This window comes from Streptomyces sp. NPDC030893 (assembly GCF_055571535.1).
Window position 1 is genome coordinate 194,668 of the sequence record NZ_JBVIFC010000004.1, and the last position, 14,271, is coordinate 208,938.

At 71.3% G+C, this 14,271-nt stretch carries 11 protein-coding genes; 6 read left to right on the top strand and 5 right to left on the bottom strand.

Annotation, left to right across the window (positions count from 1 at the left end; genetic code table 11):
• Nucleotides 1-28: 28 nt before the first annotated feature.
• Complete coding sequence (locus ACZ434_RS10755; RefSeq protein ID WP_468454002.1) at nt 29-2,698, bottom strand: AfsR/SARP family transcriptional regulator; 2,670 nt, start codon at nt 2,696-2,698, stop codon at nt 29-31.
• A 508-nt stretch (nt 2,699-3,206) separates the two neighbouring features.
• Here ACZ434_RS10755 and ACZ434_RS10760 point away from each other — a divergent pair.
• Nucleotides 3,207-3,683, top strand: a complete 477-nt coding sequence (locus tag ACZ434_RS10760) for an SRPBCC family protein (RefSeq protein ID WP_468454004.1) — start codon at nt 3,207-3,209, stop codon at nt 3,681-3,683.
• A gap of 83 nt (nt 3,684-3,766) precedes the next feature.
• On the opposite strand, the gene ACZ434_RS10765 is transcribed toward ACZ434_RS10760, so the two are convergent.
• Complete coding sequence (locus ACZ434_RS10765) at nt 3,767-3,970, bottom strand: hypothetical protein (RefSeq protein ID WP_468454006.1); 204 nt, start codon at nt 3,968-3,970, stop codon at nt 3,767-3,769.
• 216 nt (nt 3,971-4,186) lie between these two features.
• Between ACZ434_RS10765 and metK the strand changes: the two genes are divergently transcribed.
• Genes metK through ACZ434_RS10780 form a run of 3 tightly spaced genes read left to right on the top strand, consistent with a single transcriptional unit; the run spans nt 4,187 to nt 7,354 of the window.
• Entirely contained in the window at nt 4,187-5,428 is a 1,242-nt protein-coding gene (gene metK, locus ACZ434_RS10770; protein ID WP_468454008.1) for a methionine adenosyltransferase, read from the top strand.
• Nucleotides 5,425-6,327 (top strand): methylenetetrahydrofolate reductase [NAD(P)H], encoded by a 903-nt coding sequence (gene metF, locus ACZ434_RS10775; RefSeq protein WP_468454010.1) that lies wholly within the window; start codon nt 5,425-5,427, stop codon nt 6,325-6,327. Before metK ends, metF begins: the two co-directional genes overlap by 4 nt.
• Nucleotides 6,305-7,354: a carbohydrate kinase family protein gene (locus ACZ434_RS10780; RefSeq protein ID WP_468454012.1), complete on the top strand. Its 1,050-nt coding sequence runs from the start codon at nt 6,305-6,307 to the stop codon at nt 7,352-7,354. Before metF ends, ACZ434_RS10780 begins: the two co-directional genes overlap by 23 nt.
• 104 nt (nt 7,355-7,458) lie before the next feature.
• Here ACZ434_RS10780 and ACZ434_RS10785 read toward each other — a convergent pair whose 3' ends face one another.
• Both ACZ434_RS10785 and ACZ434_RS10790 read right to left on the bottom strand, forming a co-directional pair.
• On the bottom strand, nt 7,459-7,851 hold the full coding sequence (locus tag ACZ434_RS10785; RefSeq protein ID WP_468454014.1) for an ester cyclase: 393 nt from the start codon (nt 7,849-7,851) through the stop codon (nt 7,459-7,461).
• Between the two features lie 25 nt (nt 7,852-7,876).
• On the bottom strand, nt 7,877-8,581 hold the full coding sequence (locus ACZ434_RS10790; protein ID WP_468454016.1) for an SDR family NAD(P)-dependent oxidoreductase: 705 nt from the start codon (nt 8,579-8,581) through the stop codon (nt 7,877-7,879).
• Nucleotides 8,582-8,694: 113 nt separating this feature from the next.
• Here ACZ434_RS10790 and ACZ434_RS10795 point away from each other — a divergent pair, with 113 nt between their 5' ends.
• Complete coding sequence (locus ACZ434_RS10795; protein WP_468454018.1) at nt 8,695-9,564, top strand: helix-turn-helix transcriptional regulator; 870 nt, start codon at nt 8,695-8,697, stop codon at nt 9,562-9,564.
• A 312-nt stretch (nt 9,565-9,876) separates the two neighbouring features.
• Here the strand turns inward: ACZ434_RS10795 and ACZ434_RS10800 are convergent, their stop codons facing one another.
• Complete coding sequence (locus ACZ434_RS10800) at nt 9,877-10,080, bottom strand: hypothetical protein (protein ID WP_468454020.1); 204 nt, start codon at nt 10,078-10,080, stop codon at nt 9,877-9,879.
• Between the two features lie 473 nt (nt 10,081-10,553).
• Here ACZ434_RS10800 and ACZ434_RS10805 point away from each other — a divergent pair, with 473 nt between their 5' ends.
• Entirely contained in the window at nt 10,554-14,204 is a 3,651-nt protein-coding gene (locus tag ACZ434_RS10805) for a laminin G domain-containing protein (protein ID WP_468454022.1), read from the top strand.
• Nucleotides 14,205-14,271: the final 67 nt, after the last annotated feature.

Below are 14,271 nucleotides of genomic sequence, written 5' to 3' on the forward strand. Positions count from 1 at the left end.
AGCGTGGCCGCCCCCGCTCACCGCTCACTCACGGATCACTGGCGGACCCGGGGAGGCGCCGACGGACGGGCGACGGACCCGCGACGGTCGCGTCGGGCGGCCCCGAACCGGCGTCCCCGGGACCGCGGCGGGCCGGGGCGACGGATGCCGGTTCTCCTGCGCGGGGCGGGTGCCCGACGGGTGCGGTGTCCGTGCCGGGCGCGCGGTCGGCGGTGAGGGTGCGCCGGGCGCCGGGCGTGTGCGCCGCGTCCGGTGGGCCGTCCCCGCCGGCCGCGCGTCCTGCGTCGGCCGCGCGGCGCCCGGCGGGGAGCGGGGCCGGCGCAGGTGCCGCCTCGAGTCGCACGGGTCTGGGCGGTCCGGCCGGTCCGGGACGTGCCTGCCCGGCCACCCGTACGCCTCCGGCCACCTGGATCGCGTCGCGGAGGGCGGGACCCGGACGCGGGAGGCGGCCATCGTGGCCCGGGTCGCCGGGCTCCGGCGTGCCGACGCCGTCCGGCCCGGACCGCCACCACTGCCGCCACAGCTCGGCCGCGAGCCGCAGGGCGATCATCGGCTCCGCGTACGCGGTGCGGTGCAGCGGGGTGCGGGGCTGCTCCCGGACCGCGGCGACGCACCCGGTTCCGTCGTCGCCGCATCCGGCGCCCCCGTCGTGCGGGACGGCGGCCGTCTCGGCGGCGTGGGCGCGCCGGGTCGGTTCCGCCTCGCCGGCCTCCGTGAGCCGGCGCGCGCAGTACGCCCGTACCGTCTCCAGCATCCCGAACCGCGGCCCGCCGTCGTCGGCCACGGCCACGGCCACCAGCGACTTGTCGGCGAGCGAGCTGAGCAGGTCCAGCGTCCCCGCGCCGAACGGGCCGCACACACGTTCCACCGCCGCGGGCGTGGCACCGGCGGGGAAGACCGACAGCCGGCGCGCGAGGGCGCGTTCCTCCTCGTCCAGCAGGTCCCAGCTCCAGTCGAGGGCCGCGCCGAGCGACCGGTGCCGGGGCACGCCGGTGCGGCTGCCGCGGGACAGCAGGGCGAAGGGGTCGTCCAGCCCGGCGGCCAGCGCGGCCACGGGCAGCGAGCGCAGCCGGGCCGCCGCGAGTTCCAGGGCGAGCGGCAGTCCCTCGAGCGCCCGGCAGATGTCGAGTACGGACGCGAGGGCGTCGCCGTCGAGGACGAGGTCGGCCCGCACCGCCCGGGCGCGGTCGGCGAACAGCCGTACCGACGCGTGGCGCAGGGCCTCCTCGGCGGGGATGCCGGTGTCCCGGGGCGGCACCTCCAGGGGCGTCACCGGGAACAGGGTCTCGCCGGTGATGCCCAGCGGCTCCCGGCTGGTGGCCAGCACGGTGAGGCCGGGACAGCCGCTCAGCAGCTCCCGCGCGAGCCTGCTGACGTCGTCCACGACGTGCTCGCAGGTGTCGAGCACCAGCAGTGAGCGGCGGTCGGCCAGCGCGGACAGCAGCAGGTCGGTCGCCCGGGGCGCCGCTGCCGACGGGTCGTCGAGTCCCAGGGCCTCCAGGACGGCGCGCGGCACGTCCGTGGTGGGGGAGTCGCCGGCCAGTTCGACATAGCAGACCTCCCCGGAGCGGCGGGCGGCCGCCTCCACGGCGAGCCGGGTCTTGCCGACCCCGCCGACCCCGGTGAGCGTGACCAGGCGGGCCCGGTCGAGGAGCAGGCCGAGCTGCCGCACCGGTTCCTCCCGGCCGACGAAGCTGGTGAGGGCGGCGGGCAGCCGGCGCCGGGCGGCCACGGCGACGGGTGCCGTGACCGGACCCGAGACGCCGTCGGCGGACGACCGCCGAGCGGTGCCGGAGCCGCCCCGTGCGCCCGTGGAGGGCGGCGGAGCCGGCGCGGCCGGTTCGGGGGGCGACCGGCGCGGGCCCGGATCCACCGGCGGGTGCCCGGACGGGGCGCGCTCCCCCCAGGAGCCGCCCGGCCGCACGACCGCGCCCCGGGCAGCCCGGGACACCGGCCCGGCCGCCGGTTCGTCGCGCAGTACCGCCAGGTGGACCGCGCGCAGTTCGGCGCCCGGTTCGGTGCCGAGTTCGTCGGCCAGGAGGCGGCGGGTCTCCTCGTAGAGGGCGAGGGCCTCCGCGGTACGTCCGCAGCCGTGCAGGGCGCGCATCAGCTGGCCGCGCGGCCGTTCCCGCAGGGGGTGCGCGCCGACGTGCTCCCGGAGGTCGGCCACCGGTCCGTGGCAGCGGCCCGCCGCGAGGTCGGCCTCGGCCCGGTCCTCCAGCGCGTCCCGCCGGAGTTCCTCCAGGCGCGCCGCCTGCGCGGCGAGGCAGGGGGTCACCGTGGCGCCGGACAGCGCGGCGCCGCGCCACAGGGAGAGGGCCTCGCCCAGCAGTTCCGCGGCGCGGGCCGCCTCGCCCGCGTTCAGCGCCGCGCGCCCGGACGCGGTGAGCCGCTGGAAGCGGTGGACGTCCACCGCCTCGGGCTCCACGGCGAGCCGGTAGCCCGACTGGTGGAACGTCACCTCGGCGGCCCCGCCCAGGGCCTGGCGCAGCCGGGACACCTGCGACTGCAGTGCCCGGGTCGGCCGGCCCGGCGGGTGGCCGCCGTAGAGTCCGTCGATCAGGCGGTCCGCGTGGACGACACGGCCGGCGTCGAGCAGCAGCAGGGCCAGCAGTCCGCGCACCCGCGGGCCGGAGACGGCCGAGATGTCGCCCCCGGGCCACCGGATCTCCATCGGGCCCAGCAGGTCGAAGCGCATCTGACCGTTATCCGGAGATGTCAGCCGGCAGCGCGTCCGTTGTTTTCCGAACCCTCGTGAACGGCATCAGGCGGCCCTCCGCTGAGAATGCTCCCGAGAATCTCGGGAAGTGTCTGGAATTCGAGGAGTAATTTCTCCCCGGGCATGTCTATGTCGGGCCGGACGGTAGCGTCGCGGCCCCCTTCAGGTCCGGTCACAGCAGACTTCCCCCGTTCATCCCCGTGGCCCGGCTCCCGACTGCCCTTGGTCGAACGTGCAGGTGGGACGGACCCCAGCCGGACGGAACGATCCGGCTCGTTCCAAGCTAGACGCTTGTCAACGCAGCGTCAAGAGAATCCGCCGGAGGTTCTTTCTGGAGAGCGGCATTCCGTTCCCGGTGCGTCAGGCCGAATTCGACGGGTGCGGCAGAACACTCTTCACCGGAAATCATTGCCCCCGGCTTCCGTGACTGATTAACATCTGCCGGGCGTTGCCGACGCCGGAAACCTGTCGACCTCAGGAGGGCCCCGTGCAGCGGCAGTGGGAAGTGGAAGAGGACATTCACATCGACGCCGCGCCGGAGACGCTGTACGACATGGTCGCGGACGTGACCGCCATGGGCCGGTGGAGCCCGGAGTGCTTCCGGGTCTGGGTGCCCCGGCCCCCCGTCCGCGCGGGGGCGGGCTTCCTGGGGTTCAACCGCAAGGGGCCGTGGGTGTGGTTCACCTGGTGCCGGGTGGTGCGCGCCGAGCGAGGGCGCGCCTTCGCCTTCAGGGTGAGCACCTTCGGGCTGCCGGTCGCGCGGTGGGGCTACCGCTTCACGGCCGACGGCCACGGCACCCGGGTCACCGAGCACTGGACGGACCTGCGCACCGGCCGCGGCGCCCGCCTGACCGAACTGCTCGGGCTCGTGTTCACCGGCACCCGCCCCCGACTGCGGGGCACGCACAACCGCGCCGGCATGCGCACCACACTCGAACGACTGAAGCAGGCCGCCGAAGGCTGACGCCGCGACGGCCACACGGGGGAGACGACCGACCGTCATGGAACCGACCACCACCATCCCGGCGCCGGCCGCCACGGCGCCCTTCACACCGCTGCCGCGGTCGGTGCGCGAGGCCGGCCCGCCGGCACCGCACCTCCGGCCACCACGCCCTGAAGTTCGTCACCGGCACCGCGCCGCTCGCGGGCGGCTGGACACTGTTCTTCCTGCTCGGCGACTCCTGGCCGCACCCGCTCACCGCCGTCCTGCCGGCCTTCCTCGTCGTGCACCCGGTCCTGTTCGGCGTCCACCCGGGCTGCGTCTTCGCCCCGAACCCCAAGGGCACCTGAGCCATCCGCGCACGGTCGGCGGCGCTCCCGCGGCCTGAGGCCGCCCCGCCGGCGTCCGGCGCACCGCGCGGGGCCACGCCCCGCGCCGCCGGCCGGCCGCCCCGACCGCGAGCACCCGTATCCGCACCGGCGGCCCGCCCACCGCGAGGCCGCCCGCCACTCGAACCGAGGAGCGTCATGTCCCGCCGCCTGTTCACCTCCGAGTCCGTCACCGAAGGCCACCCCGACAAGATCGCCGACCAGATCAGCGACACCATCCTCGACGCGTTGCTCCGCGAGGACCCGTCCTCCCGCGTGGCCGTGGAAACCATGATCACGACCGGTCTGGTGCACATCGCGGGGGAGGTGACCACCAAGGCCTACGCACCCATCGCGCAACTGGTCCGCGACCGGATCCTGGAGATCGGCTACGACTCCTCCGCCAAGGGATTCGACGGCGCCTCCTGCGGCGTCGAGATCTCCATCGGCGCCCAGTCGCCCGACATCGCGCAGGGCGTCGACACGGCGTACGAGTCCCGCGTCGAGGGTGCCGCCGCAGGCGGGGAAACGGACGAGCTGGACCGGCAGGGCGCCGGCGACCAGGGCCTGATGTTCGGCTACGCCTGCGACGAGACGCCCAGCCTGATGCCGCTGCCGATCGAGCTGGCCCACCGCCTCTCCCGGCGGCTCACCGAGGTCCGCAAGGACGGCACCGTCCCCTATCTCCGCCCCGACGGCAAGACCCAGGTCACCGTCGAGTACGTGGGCAGCCGCCCGCACCGGCTGGACACCGTCGTCGTCTCCTCCCAGCACGCCGCCGACATCGACCTGGACACCCAGCTCGCCCCGGACATCCGCGAACACGTCGTGGCCCCCGTCCTGGCCGCCCTGGCACAGGACGGCGTCAAACTGGAGACCGAGGGCTTCCGCCTGCTGGTCAACCCCACCGGCCGGTTCGAGATCGGCGGCCCCATGGGCGACGCCGGCCTCACCGGCCGGAAGATCATCATCGACACGTACGGCGGCATGGCCCGCCACGGCGGCGGCGCCTTCTCCGGCAAGGACCCCTCCAAGGTGGACCGTTCGGCCGCGTACGCGATGCGCTGGGTCGCCAAGAACGTCGTCGCCGCCGGCCTCGCCACCCGCTGCGAGGTCCAGGTCGCCTACGCCATCGGCAAGGCCGAGCCGGTGGGCCTGTTCGTGGAGACCTTCGGCACCGCCCTCCACCCGCAGGCCGTCATCGAGCACGCCCTCGCCGAGGTCTTCGACCTCCGCCCGGCCGCCATCATCCGCGACCTGGACCTGCTGCGCCCGGTCTACGCCCAGACCGCCGCCTACGGCCACTTCGGCCGCGAACTCCCCGACTTCACCTGGGAGCGCACCGACCGCGTCGACGCCCTGCGGGCGGCCGTGGCGACGGCCGGGGGCGATCGGCGATGAGCGCGCTGCGCGAACTCGTCACCTCCGGCGAACCCACCTTCTCCTTCGAGTTCTTCCCGCCGAAGACCGGCACCGGGGAGCGAACGCTGCTCCGCGCGATCCGCCGCATCGAGGCCCTCGGCCCGTCCTTCGTCTCCGTCACCTACGGCGCCGGCGGTTCCTCCCGCGACCGCACCATCGAGGTGACCAAGCGCATCGCGACCGAGACGACCCTGCGCCCGGTGGCCCATCTGACCGCCGTCGGCCACTCGGTGGCCCAACTGCGCCACATCATCGGCCAGTACGCGGACGCCGGCATCCGGGACGTGCTCGTCCTGCGCGGTGACCCGCCGGGCAGCCCACGCGGCCCCTGGACGCCGCACCCCGAGGGCTTCACGTACGCGCACGAACTGGTCTCCCTCGTACGGGAGCTGGGGGACTTCAGCGTCGGGGTGGCCGCCTTCCCGGAGGGCCATCCGCGCTCGGCGGACCCGGCCGCCGACCTCCGCCACTTCGTCGCCAAGTGCCGGGCCGGCGCCGACTACGCCATCACCCAGATGTTCTTCGACGTGGAGGACTACCTGCGGCTGCGCGACCGGGTCGAGGCGGCCGGCTGCGATACCCCGATCATCCCGGAGATCATGCCCGCCACGGACGTACGGCAGATCCGCCGGTTCGCCGAACTCAGCGACGCCGCCTTCCCCGAGGACCTGGCGCACCGGCTGGAGGCCGTGCGCGACGACCCGGCCGCGGCCCACCGGATCGGCGTGGAACACGCCACCGGCATGGCGCTGCGGCTGCTCGCGGAGGGCGCTCCCGGACTGCACTACATCACCCTCAACCGCTCCGACGCCGCAACCGACATCCACCGCAACGTGATGAGCACAAGGAGTGCCGATGTCCTCTCCGAGCACCGCTGACCCCACCGGCTCCGGCGCTCCCACCCGGATCGCCGTCACCGGCTCCATCGCCACCGACCATCTCACCAGCTTCCCCGGCCTGTTCTCGGAGCAGCTGATCGCGGACCGGCTGGACAAGGTGTCGTTGTCCTTCCTCGTGGACGAACTGGAGGTACGGCGCGGCGGGGTGGCCGCGAACATCGCCTTCGGCCTCGGCTGCCTCGGACTGCGGCCGGTGCTCGTCGGAGCGGTCGGCGCGGACTTCGGCGAGTACCGGGTGTGGCTCAAGGAGCACGGCGTGGACACGGACTTCGTCCATGTCTCCGCCGAGCGGCAGACCGCCCGCTTCATGTGCATCACGGACCAGGCGCAGAACCAGATCGCGTCCTTCTACACCGGCGCCATGGAGGAGGCCGCCGGCATCGACCTGACGCCGGTCGCCGAACGGCCGGGCGGCGTCGACCTGGTCCTGGTGTCACCGAACGACCCCCGGGCCATGCTCCGGCACACCGCCCAATGCCGGGCACTGGGACTGCCGTTCGCCTCCGACCCATCCCAGCAGCTGCCCCGGCTGAGCCGCGGACAGGCCCGCGAACTGGTCGACGGCGCCCGGTGGCTGTTCACCAACGACTACGAGGCGTCGCTGCTGCTGGAGCTCACCGGCTGGCGGCACGAGGACGTCCTCGCCCGCGTCGGCACCTGGATCGTCACGCGGGCCGAACAGGGCGTCACGCTGCACCGGCGGGACGCGGCACCGGTGACCGTCCCGGCGGTGCCCGCGGCGCGGATCGCGGACCCCACCGGGGTGGGCGACGCCTTCCGCGCCGGCTTCCTCGCCGCCGCGCGCCGGCTGGACCCCGTCGACGCGGCCCGCTTCGGGTGCGCGCTCGCCGTCCTGGCCCTGGAGAGCGTCGGCCCCCAGGACTACACCGCCACCCGGGAGGCGCTGCTGCCCCGCATCGAGTCCGCCTACGGCCGCGCCGTCGCCGACACGATCACCGCAAGCCGCGTACTCCCGGCCGACGACTCCTCCACCACCCGCACCTGACGCCGTCCCGGCCCCGAACGCCCGGGGAAGCCGGAGCGCGTGCCCGGCCGTCGGCGCGGTGTCCCGGGACCTTCCGGGACACCGCGCCGCCGCCGGGCGGGGGTTCAGGCGGCCAGCTGCCGCAGCAGGTCGGACGAGTCGTGCAGCGCCGTCATCTGTACGAAGCGGCCGTCCTCGACCTTGTAGATGGCGTACTCGGTGATCTCGAAGGAGGCGCCGGAGGGAGGGACGCCGAGCCACTCCTTCACCGGGGTGCCGGTGTTGGTCGCGCGCACGGCGATCCGGTCCCGGTCGAACAGCAGCTCCTCGACCTCCCAGTGGAGATCGGGAACGGCGTCGAGGTTGTACTTCATGACCTCGATGACGTCGTCGCGGGTGCCCGGTTCGCCGTTCAGCACGACGTCGTCGGCGATGAACTCGTCCATGCGGTCGAGCTCGCGGGCGTCGAGCGCCGCCACGTAGCGCAGGTACCAGTCCTTGAGGGACGTGTCGGACATCGGTTTCTCCTTAAGGGAAGGGGTGTTACCAGGCGAGGGGGCCGTAGCGGTCGATGATCCGGCCGGTTCCGGCGCCGGGGTCCTCGGTGGCCAGCGTCACGATGGCGTCGGTTCCCTCGGTGACGGTCTGCGTGCCGGTGCGGCCGTTGAGATCGGTCGCGGTGTGGCCCGGGTCGACGGCGTTGAACCGGACGTCGCCGAACGCCTTCGCGTACTGCGTGGTCAGCATCGTGACGGCCGCCTTGGAAGCCGCGTAGGCGGGCGCGATCACCGTCGACTCGACCCGCCCGGGATCGTGGGTGAGTGCGACGGACCCCAGGCCGCTGCTGACGTTGACGACGGCCGGTGCGGCGGAGGCGCGCAGGAGCGGCAGGAAGGCGGTGGTGACCCGCACGACGCCGGCGACGTTGGTGTCGAGCACCAACGCCGCCTCCGCGCCGGTCAGTTCCTCGGCGGACACCCCACCGCCGGTGATGCCGGCGTTGTTGATCAGGACGTCGATCCGCCCCTCGTGGGCCGCGACATCGGCGGCCGCGGCCGCGACCGAGGCGTCGTCGGTGACATCGATCCGAACGAAGCGGGCGCCGATCTCGGCTGCCGCACGACGCCCGCGATCGACGTCGCGGGCACCGAGGAGCACGGTGTGGCCGAGCGCGGTGAGGCGCCGGGCGGTCTCGAAACCGAGGCCCTTGTTGGCACCGGTGATGAAAGTGGTAGTGGTCCTGTGCATGTCCCACACCCTGACCGAGGCCGCCGCCACCAGCCAGGGAACGGCTGTCGGTAGGACCGGCAGTACCACCCTGCGAGCACCGGGACGGGCGTGCGGTTGCCTACGATGCGGGGGTGAACAAGGGACTCGCGGTGGACAACCAGCTGGGAGCGACGCTTCGGGCCTGGCGGGACCGGCTCTCGCCGGAGACCGTCGGACTGCCGGTGGACCGGGCGCGTCGCTCGCCGGGCCTGCGCCGTGAGGAGCTGGCCGAACTGGCCGGGCTCTCCGTCGACTACCTCGTGCGACTCGAACAGGGCCGGGCGGTCAGCCCCTCCGAGCAGATCGTCGGCTCGCTGGCCCGCGCGCTGCGGCTCTCCCAGGACGAACGGGACCACCTCCACCGGCTCGCCGGGTTCCGGCCCCCGCAGGACCTACGGGTCGTCCACGACATTCCGCCGAGCATGCGACGGCTGCTGACTCTCCTCGACTCCACCCCGGTCGCGGTCTTCGCCGCGGACTGGCAGCTGGTCTGGTGGAACCCCCGGTGGGCGGCGCTGTTCGGCGACCCCACGCGGATCGGGGCCGAGGAACGCAACCTGGTGCGGCTGCGCTTCCCGGTCGCCTCCGACCGCGGCCGGCTGACCCGCTGGCCGGTGATCCCCGCCGACGCCGAGGCCGCCGACCGGGCCCTCGTGGCCGACCTGCGCCGGGCCGCGGCCCGGTTCCCCGGCGATCCGCGCGTGACCGACCTGGTGGCCGGCAGGGTCGCCGGCAACCCCCGGTTCGCCGCGTTCTGGGCCGACGCCGCCGTGGGCCGGCACGCCGAGGACCGCAAGACCATCCGGCACCCCGACATCGGAGAGGTGAACGTCGACTGCGACGTCCTCACGGACGGGGACACCGACCTCAAGATCGTCGCCTACACGGCCGTCCCCGGCAGCGAGGACGAGTCCAGACTCACACGCGCCGGCATCATCTCCCCTCCGGCGAACGGCGCGTGACCACACCGAGGTGACCCGAGGACGCGGACAGGCGCTGACCGAGCCGACGAAGTCCCCGGAGAAGTCCGGGACAGGCACCGCCGCACCCCTCCCCGACCCGCATCCGCGCAGGTCGCACAGGGTGCGGCGGAAGCCGCCGCTCAGATGTCCCGGAAGAGACCAGCCAGCGCGGTGACCTGCGATGATGTGGGGGCTTTGGTCGCTGACCTGCGTGAATGGCCTTTCAGTTGTTTCATGCTCGTGCCGGTTGATGGAGGCGGAAGTCCCAGAGAAGTCCCAGAGGACTCTCACCACTGACGGACGCCCTCGGTTCTACTCGACGTAGGGCAGCGCGGCGAGGCCGGGGCTGTGCGCTGGAGCTCGTAGCCCAGGATGATGCCGTTGGCGCCGTTGGGCCACGTCGACGACCAGGGCGGGGGTGCGTCCGCGCTGTTCCCGTTCGAACAGCGGGGCTCTGCTGTTCTGGACGGTCAGCCGCGAGCCCAGGTGGGCGGGGGTCTGCCAGAAGGCGTTCACAATCTGCTCGTGGATTCCGCGCGGGTCTCACCTCGTGAAACACATCACACTGCGCTGCGCATGCCTCCATTCGACGGCCAACACCTAACTCCAAGTTGCAGAGCGTCACTTCGCCGGGAGGGGGGCCCACGGTCTCACGTAGCCGTTGAAGGGTTCAGTCCAGCTTTGCGACGTAATTTCCGGGATGGAAAACTTGGTGGTGGGAGGTTTGTGTCCTCTGGTTCCGGTGGGCTGGTTACGCAGAGCTTTCCCTCAAGGGGGCATGCGGGCGTGGCGTCAAACCGCGCAAACTCACGTGAAGTCGACTGTGCGAGGTTGTGGGGCGATGTCTCTGGGTGCACGGCGCACTTGACTCCGTGGAGTGAACGGCTTTGACTCTGCGCTACTTGTGAAACTTTTGAAACCCTGGGGTAGGGACTGTGGATTCAAGGGCGGGGGGCACAGTCATGCCCAGAAGTCGTCGCGGGAGACGGATGTACCGCGGGGTGTCGGTGATAGGTGCAGCGGTTCTGGCGCTGTTGGCCACGGCATTGGTGCAGCCGTCCGCAGTCCAAGCATCAGAGCCGACGGCGAACTCCGGAGAACTGTCGGAGGGGCAACAGGCACTCGCGGAGGCTCAGGAGTCCGGTAGGCAAGTCGAGGTGACGGAGCAGCGCTCCGAACGCACCACGGTCTTCGCCAATCCGGATGGTTACACCTTCACCTTGCAGGAGTCGTCGGTTCCTGTACGTGTCTCCAAGCCGGGTGGGGGCTGGGAGAAGCCGGATGCGACCTTGGAGAAGCGCGCGGATGGTTCGATCGCTCCGAAGGCTGCAGCTCCGCAGATCGTGTTCTCCAGCGGTGGCGGGAAGGATCCGCTGGCGCGGATCGCCAGTCAGGGCCGCTCGATCGAGCTGAGCTGGCCAGGCAGCCTGCCCGAGCCTCAGCTGGACGGTGCGAGCGCCGTGTATGCCAACGTGCTGCCGGATGTGGACTTGAAGGTCACCGCGACGGTGGAGAGCTTCCAGCATGTCCTGGTGGTCAAGACCCCTGAGGCTGCAGCCGGTGAGCAGCTGAAGAAGCTCACCTTCGGCCTGAAGACGACCGGGCTTGAGGTCCGGGAAGGTACATCGGGGAGCCTGGCCGCGGTCGATCCGAATGGCCAGACGGTGTTCAAGGCGCCGCCCGCCCGTATGTGGAACTCGGCGGGCCAGGCGCTTGTGCAGCCGTCTGCGCTTCAGGTGGCACGTGCGGCGGTGGACGAGACGGTCCCAGCCGAATCTGCCCCGTCCGACCCTGCTGAGTCGGCCCCGTCCGGGTCCGGTGTGGAGCCGGGGCAGGGTGATCAGGTAGCCACGATGGACGTGGAGGTCGGCAAGGAAACATTGACGGTCACCCCCGACAGCAATCTCCTTGCCGGTACAGACCCTTCTGCGTTTCCGCTGTTCATCGACCCATCCGTGACCTGGGGTGAGGCGGAGCGCACGCTGCTGCGATCGGACGGCTATGAGTCCTACGGCTGGGGCAATGGCGACGACGGCATGGGGAAGGGCGCCGGCAAGTGCGGCACATGGAACGGCTACTACTGCGGCCCGGGGTATGTGCAGAGGCTGTATTTCGAGTTCTCGCCTGCGAGTTTGAAGGGCAAGCACATCCTGGACGCGACGTTCCGGGTCACTGAGCCGTGGGCATTCCAGTGCGCTCCGCGCTGGGTGGATCTGGTCCGCACCAACAACATTTCCTCCTCCACCACTTGGTCCTCGCGCCCCAAGGCGCTGGACTTGATGGGAGATCGGCATGTTTCGGCTGGCCGGGGCGACTTGTGCAGCCCGGGACTGCCGGATGCGGCGATCGAGTTCAACGACAACCCGGAGGAGACGAACGAGAATCTCACTCCGACCGTGAAGAACTTCGCGGCAGGCAAGTTCTCCCGGCTCACGCTGGAGATCCGGGCGCACGACGAGTCGGACACCTCGGCTTGGAAGCGCTTCAAGAACGATGCCGTGCTGGACGTGAAGTACGTGGCCATACCCGCTACGCCCACCGAGGTGGGCATGGTCTCCGGCTCCGGCTTCGTCTGCTCCACGGACGCGGCCAACCCCAGCATCGTCTCCGACCCGACCCCACAGGTCCAGGGTCGCCCCCGTACCGCGGCCGGCGGCGAGAAGGGCGCGAATCTGCGCATCCGGTGGCGCACCGACAAGTACAGCGGTTCCTCCTGGACGGTTGCCCACACTGATGTGGACGGCCCGACCACCGGCTACGTGGGAAACCTGGTCAAACAGACGCGCAGCCTGCCCACACTGCAAGAGGGCGTGAAGTACCGGCTGAAGGCGCTGACTCTCTCCTACTACGAGAACGGTGGCCATCGGCAGAACACCGGCTACACCAGCCCGTGCTACTTCATCGTCGACGCGAGCGCGCCCAAGGCTCCGCAGATCATCGTAGGTAGCCCGTACACCGTTTGTACGGACAACGCCTGCGCGGCCGGCGGTGGCCCGGGGGTGAAAGGCACGTTCACTTTCAAACCCGCCACGGGTGACACCGGTGTCGTGTCGTATCAGTACACGCTGTCGGGCATGACGACCTGGCCGACAATCAACGGTTCGTCCGCAACTGTGCAGCTGGCTCCTCAGCAGCCGGGAACGTACACGTTGTGGGTCCGGGCGAAGGACAGTGTCGGCCGTTACGGCGCCTGGAGCGCGGCCGACTTCCTGGTCGCCGCTGGGGCGGGGCCGATCGCGCGCTACCACTTCGACGAGACCGAGGGCGTCGCGGTCGACGCGGCCACCGAGGACGGCAAGGACGACGCGATCCTGAGCGCCGGTGCGAGCCGGCCCAACTACGGGCGGCGCGGTCTGATCACGCATGATGCGCAGGGGCAGCCATTGGTGACTCCGGTCGACGACAGGGGCCTGATGCTGGACGGTGCCGGCGGTCATGCGGCGACCAGCGGCCCTGCAGTGGAGACCCGATCCTCGTACACCATCTCTGCGTGGGCGCGGGTGACTCCGGGTGCGACGGGGACCCGAACTGTTCTGAGCCAGGACGGCGGCAACAGCAGCCCGTTCTACGTCTCCTACGGCGCAGACGGGATCAAGGACTGGAGCCTGAGGGTGCTGACCGCGAAGGACGGTGTCTACACCTGGAACAAGGCACGTGCCAAGCAGACCAGCCCCACCGGTGTCTGGACGCATCTGACGGCGAGCTTCGACGCCGACGACAACAAGGTCCGCCTCTACGTCAACGGAGTGTTCCAGTCAGAGGTGGATGCCGGTGCCCCCTGGTCGGCCACGGGTGGCCTGCAGATCGGCAGGGCGAAGTGGAGTGGTAACTACATCGACTACTTCGATGGCGTGGTGGACGAGGTCACGGTCTGGCAGCGCACACTCACGTCGGAGGAGATCGCCAACGACGCCAAGCTGCTGATCTCGAAGCAGTTCGCCGGAGTGGAACTGATCGCGGACTGGAACCCCACCCGCGGCGTCGACGGCACCACGATCAAGGACACCGTCTCTTCCTACGGCAAGAGCCTCACTCTGGCCGGAGGTGCTTCGGTCACCGACGACGAGATCGTCCTCGACGGTGTTGATGGCGCGGCCACGGCCGCAGGTCCCGTGGTCGACGGCAGCAGTTCATTCACGGTGACCACTGGCGTGACCCTGGACGGAGCGAAGCTGCTGACCAAGGATATCGGCTCCATCGGACAGGTTGCGGGCCAGCGCACCGCGGATGGTTCCGCATGGGGCCTGTGGTTCGAACTCACGGGCAAGAAGACCGTGATGGACGAGGACACCATGGAGGAGATCACAGTGCCGGAGGGCAAGTGGCACTTCGGCCGTCTCGAGTCCGACGGCACTTTCTCCTCCGTCACCTCCGAAGAGACCGCGAGTGTGGACAGCGTTGCGCGGCTGACGGGCGTGCACGATTCGGTGGCCGGCACGATCAGGCTGTACGTCGGCTACAGCCAGAACGGCGAGGCCAAGGCGTACACGGCACAGATAGGCAGTGGCGAGTTCGCCATCGGCAAGGCATACGCGAACGCCGGCTGGAAGCACTTCCTGCCCGCTCGGATTTCCGAGGTGCGCCTGTGGGCCGGCGCGATGGCCAGTGCCGAGCAGGTCGAGGCCACGGTGGGCGACTGACCTGCAGTGGGTGGTTGGGTAGTCCTGGTGGCTGCCCAACCACCGCGTGGCCGGATTCTCCGGCCGC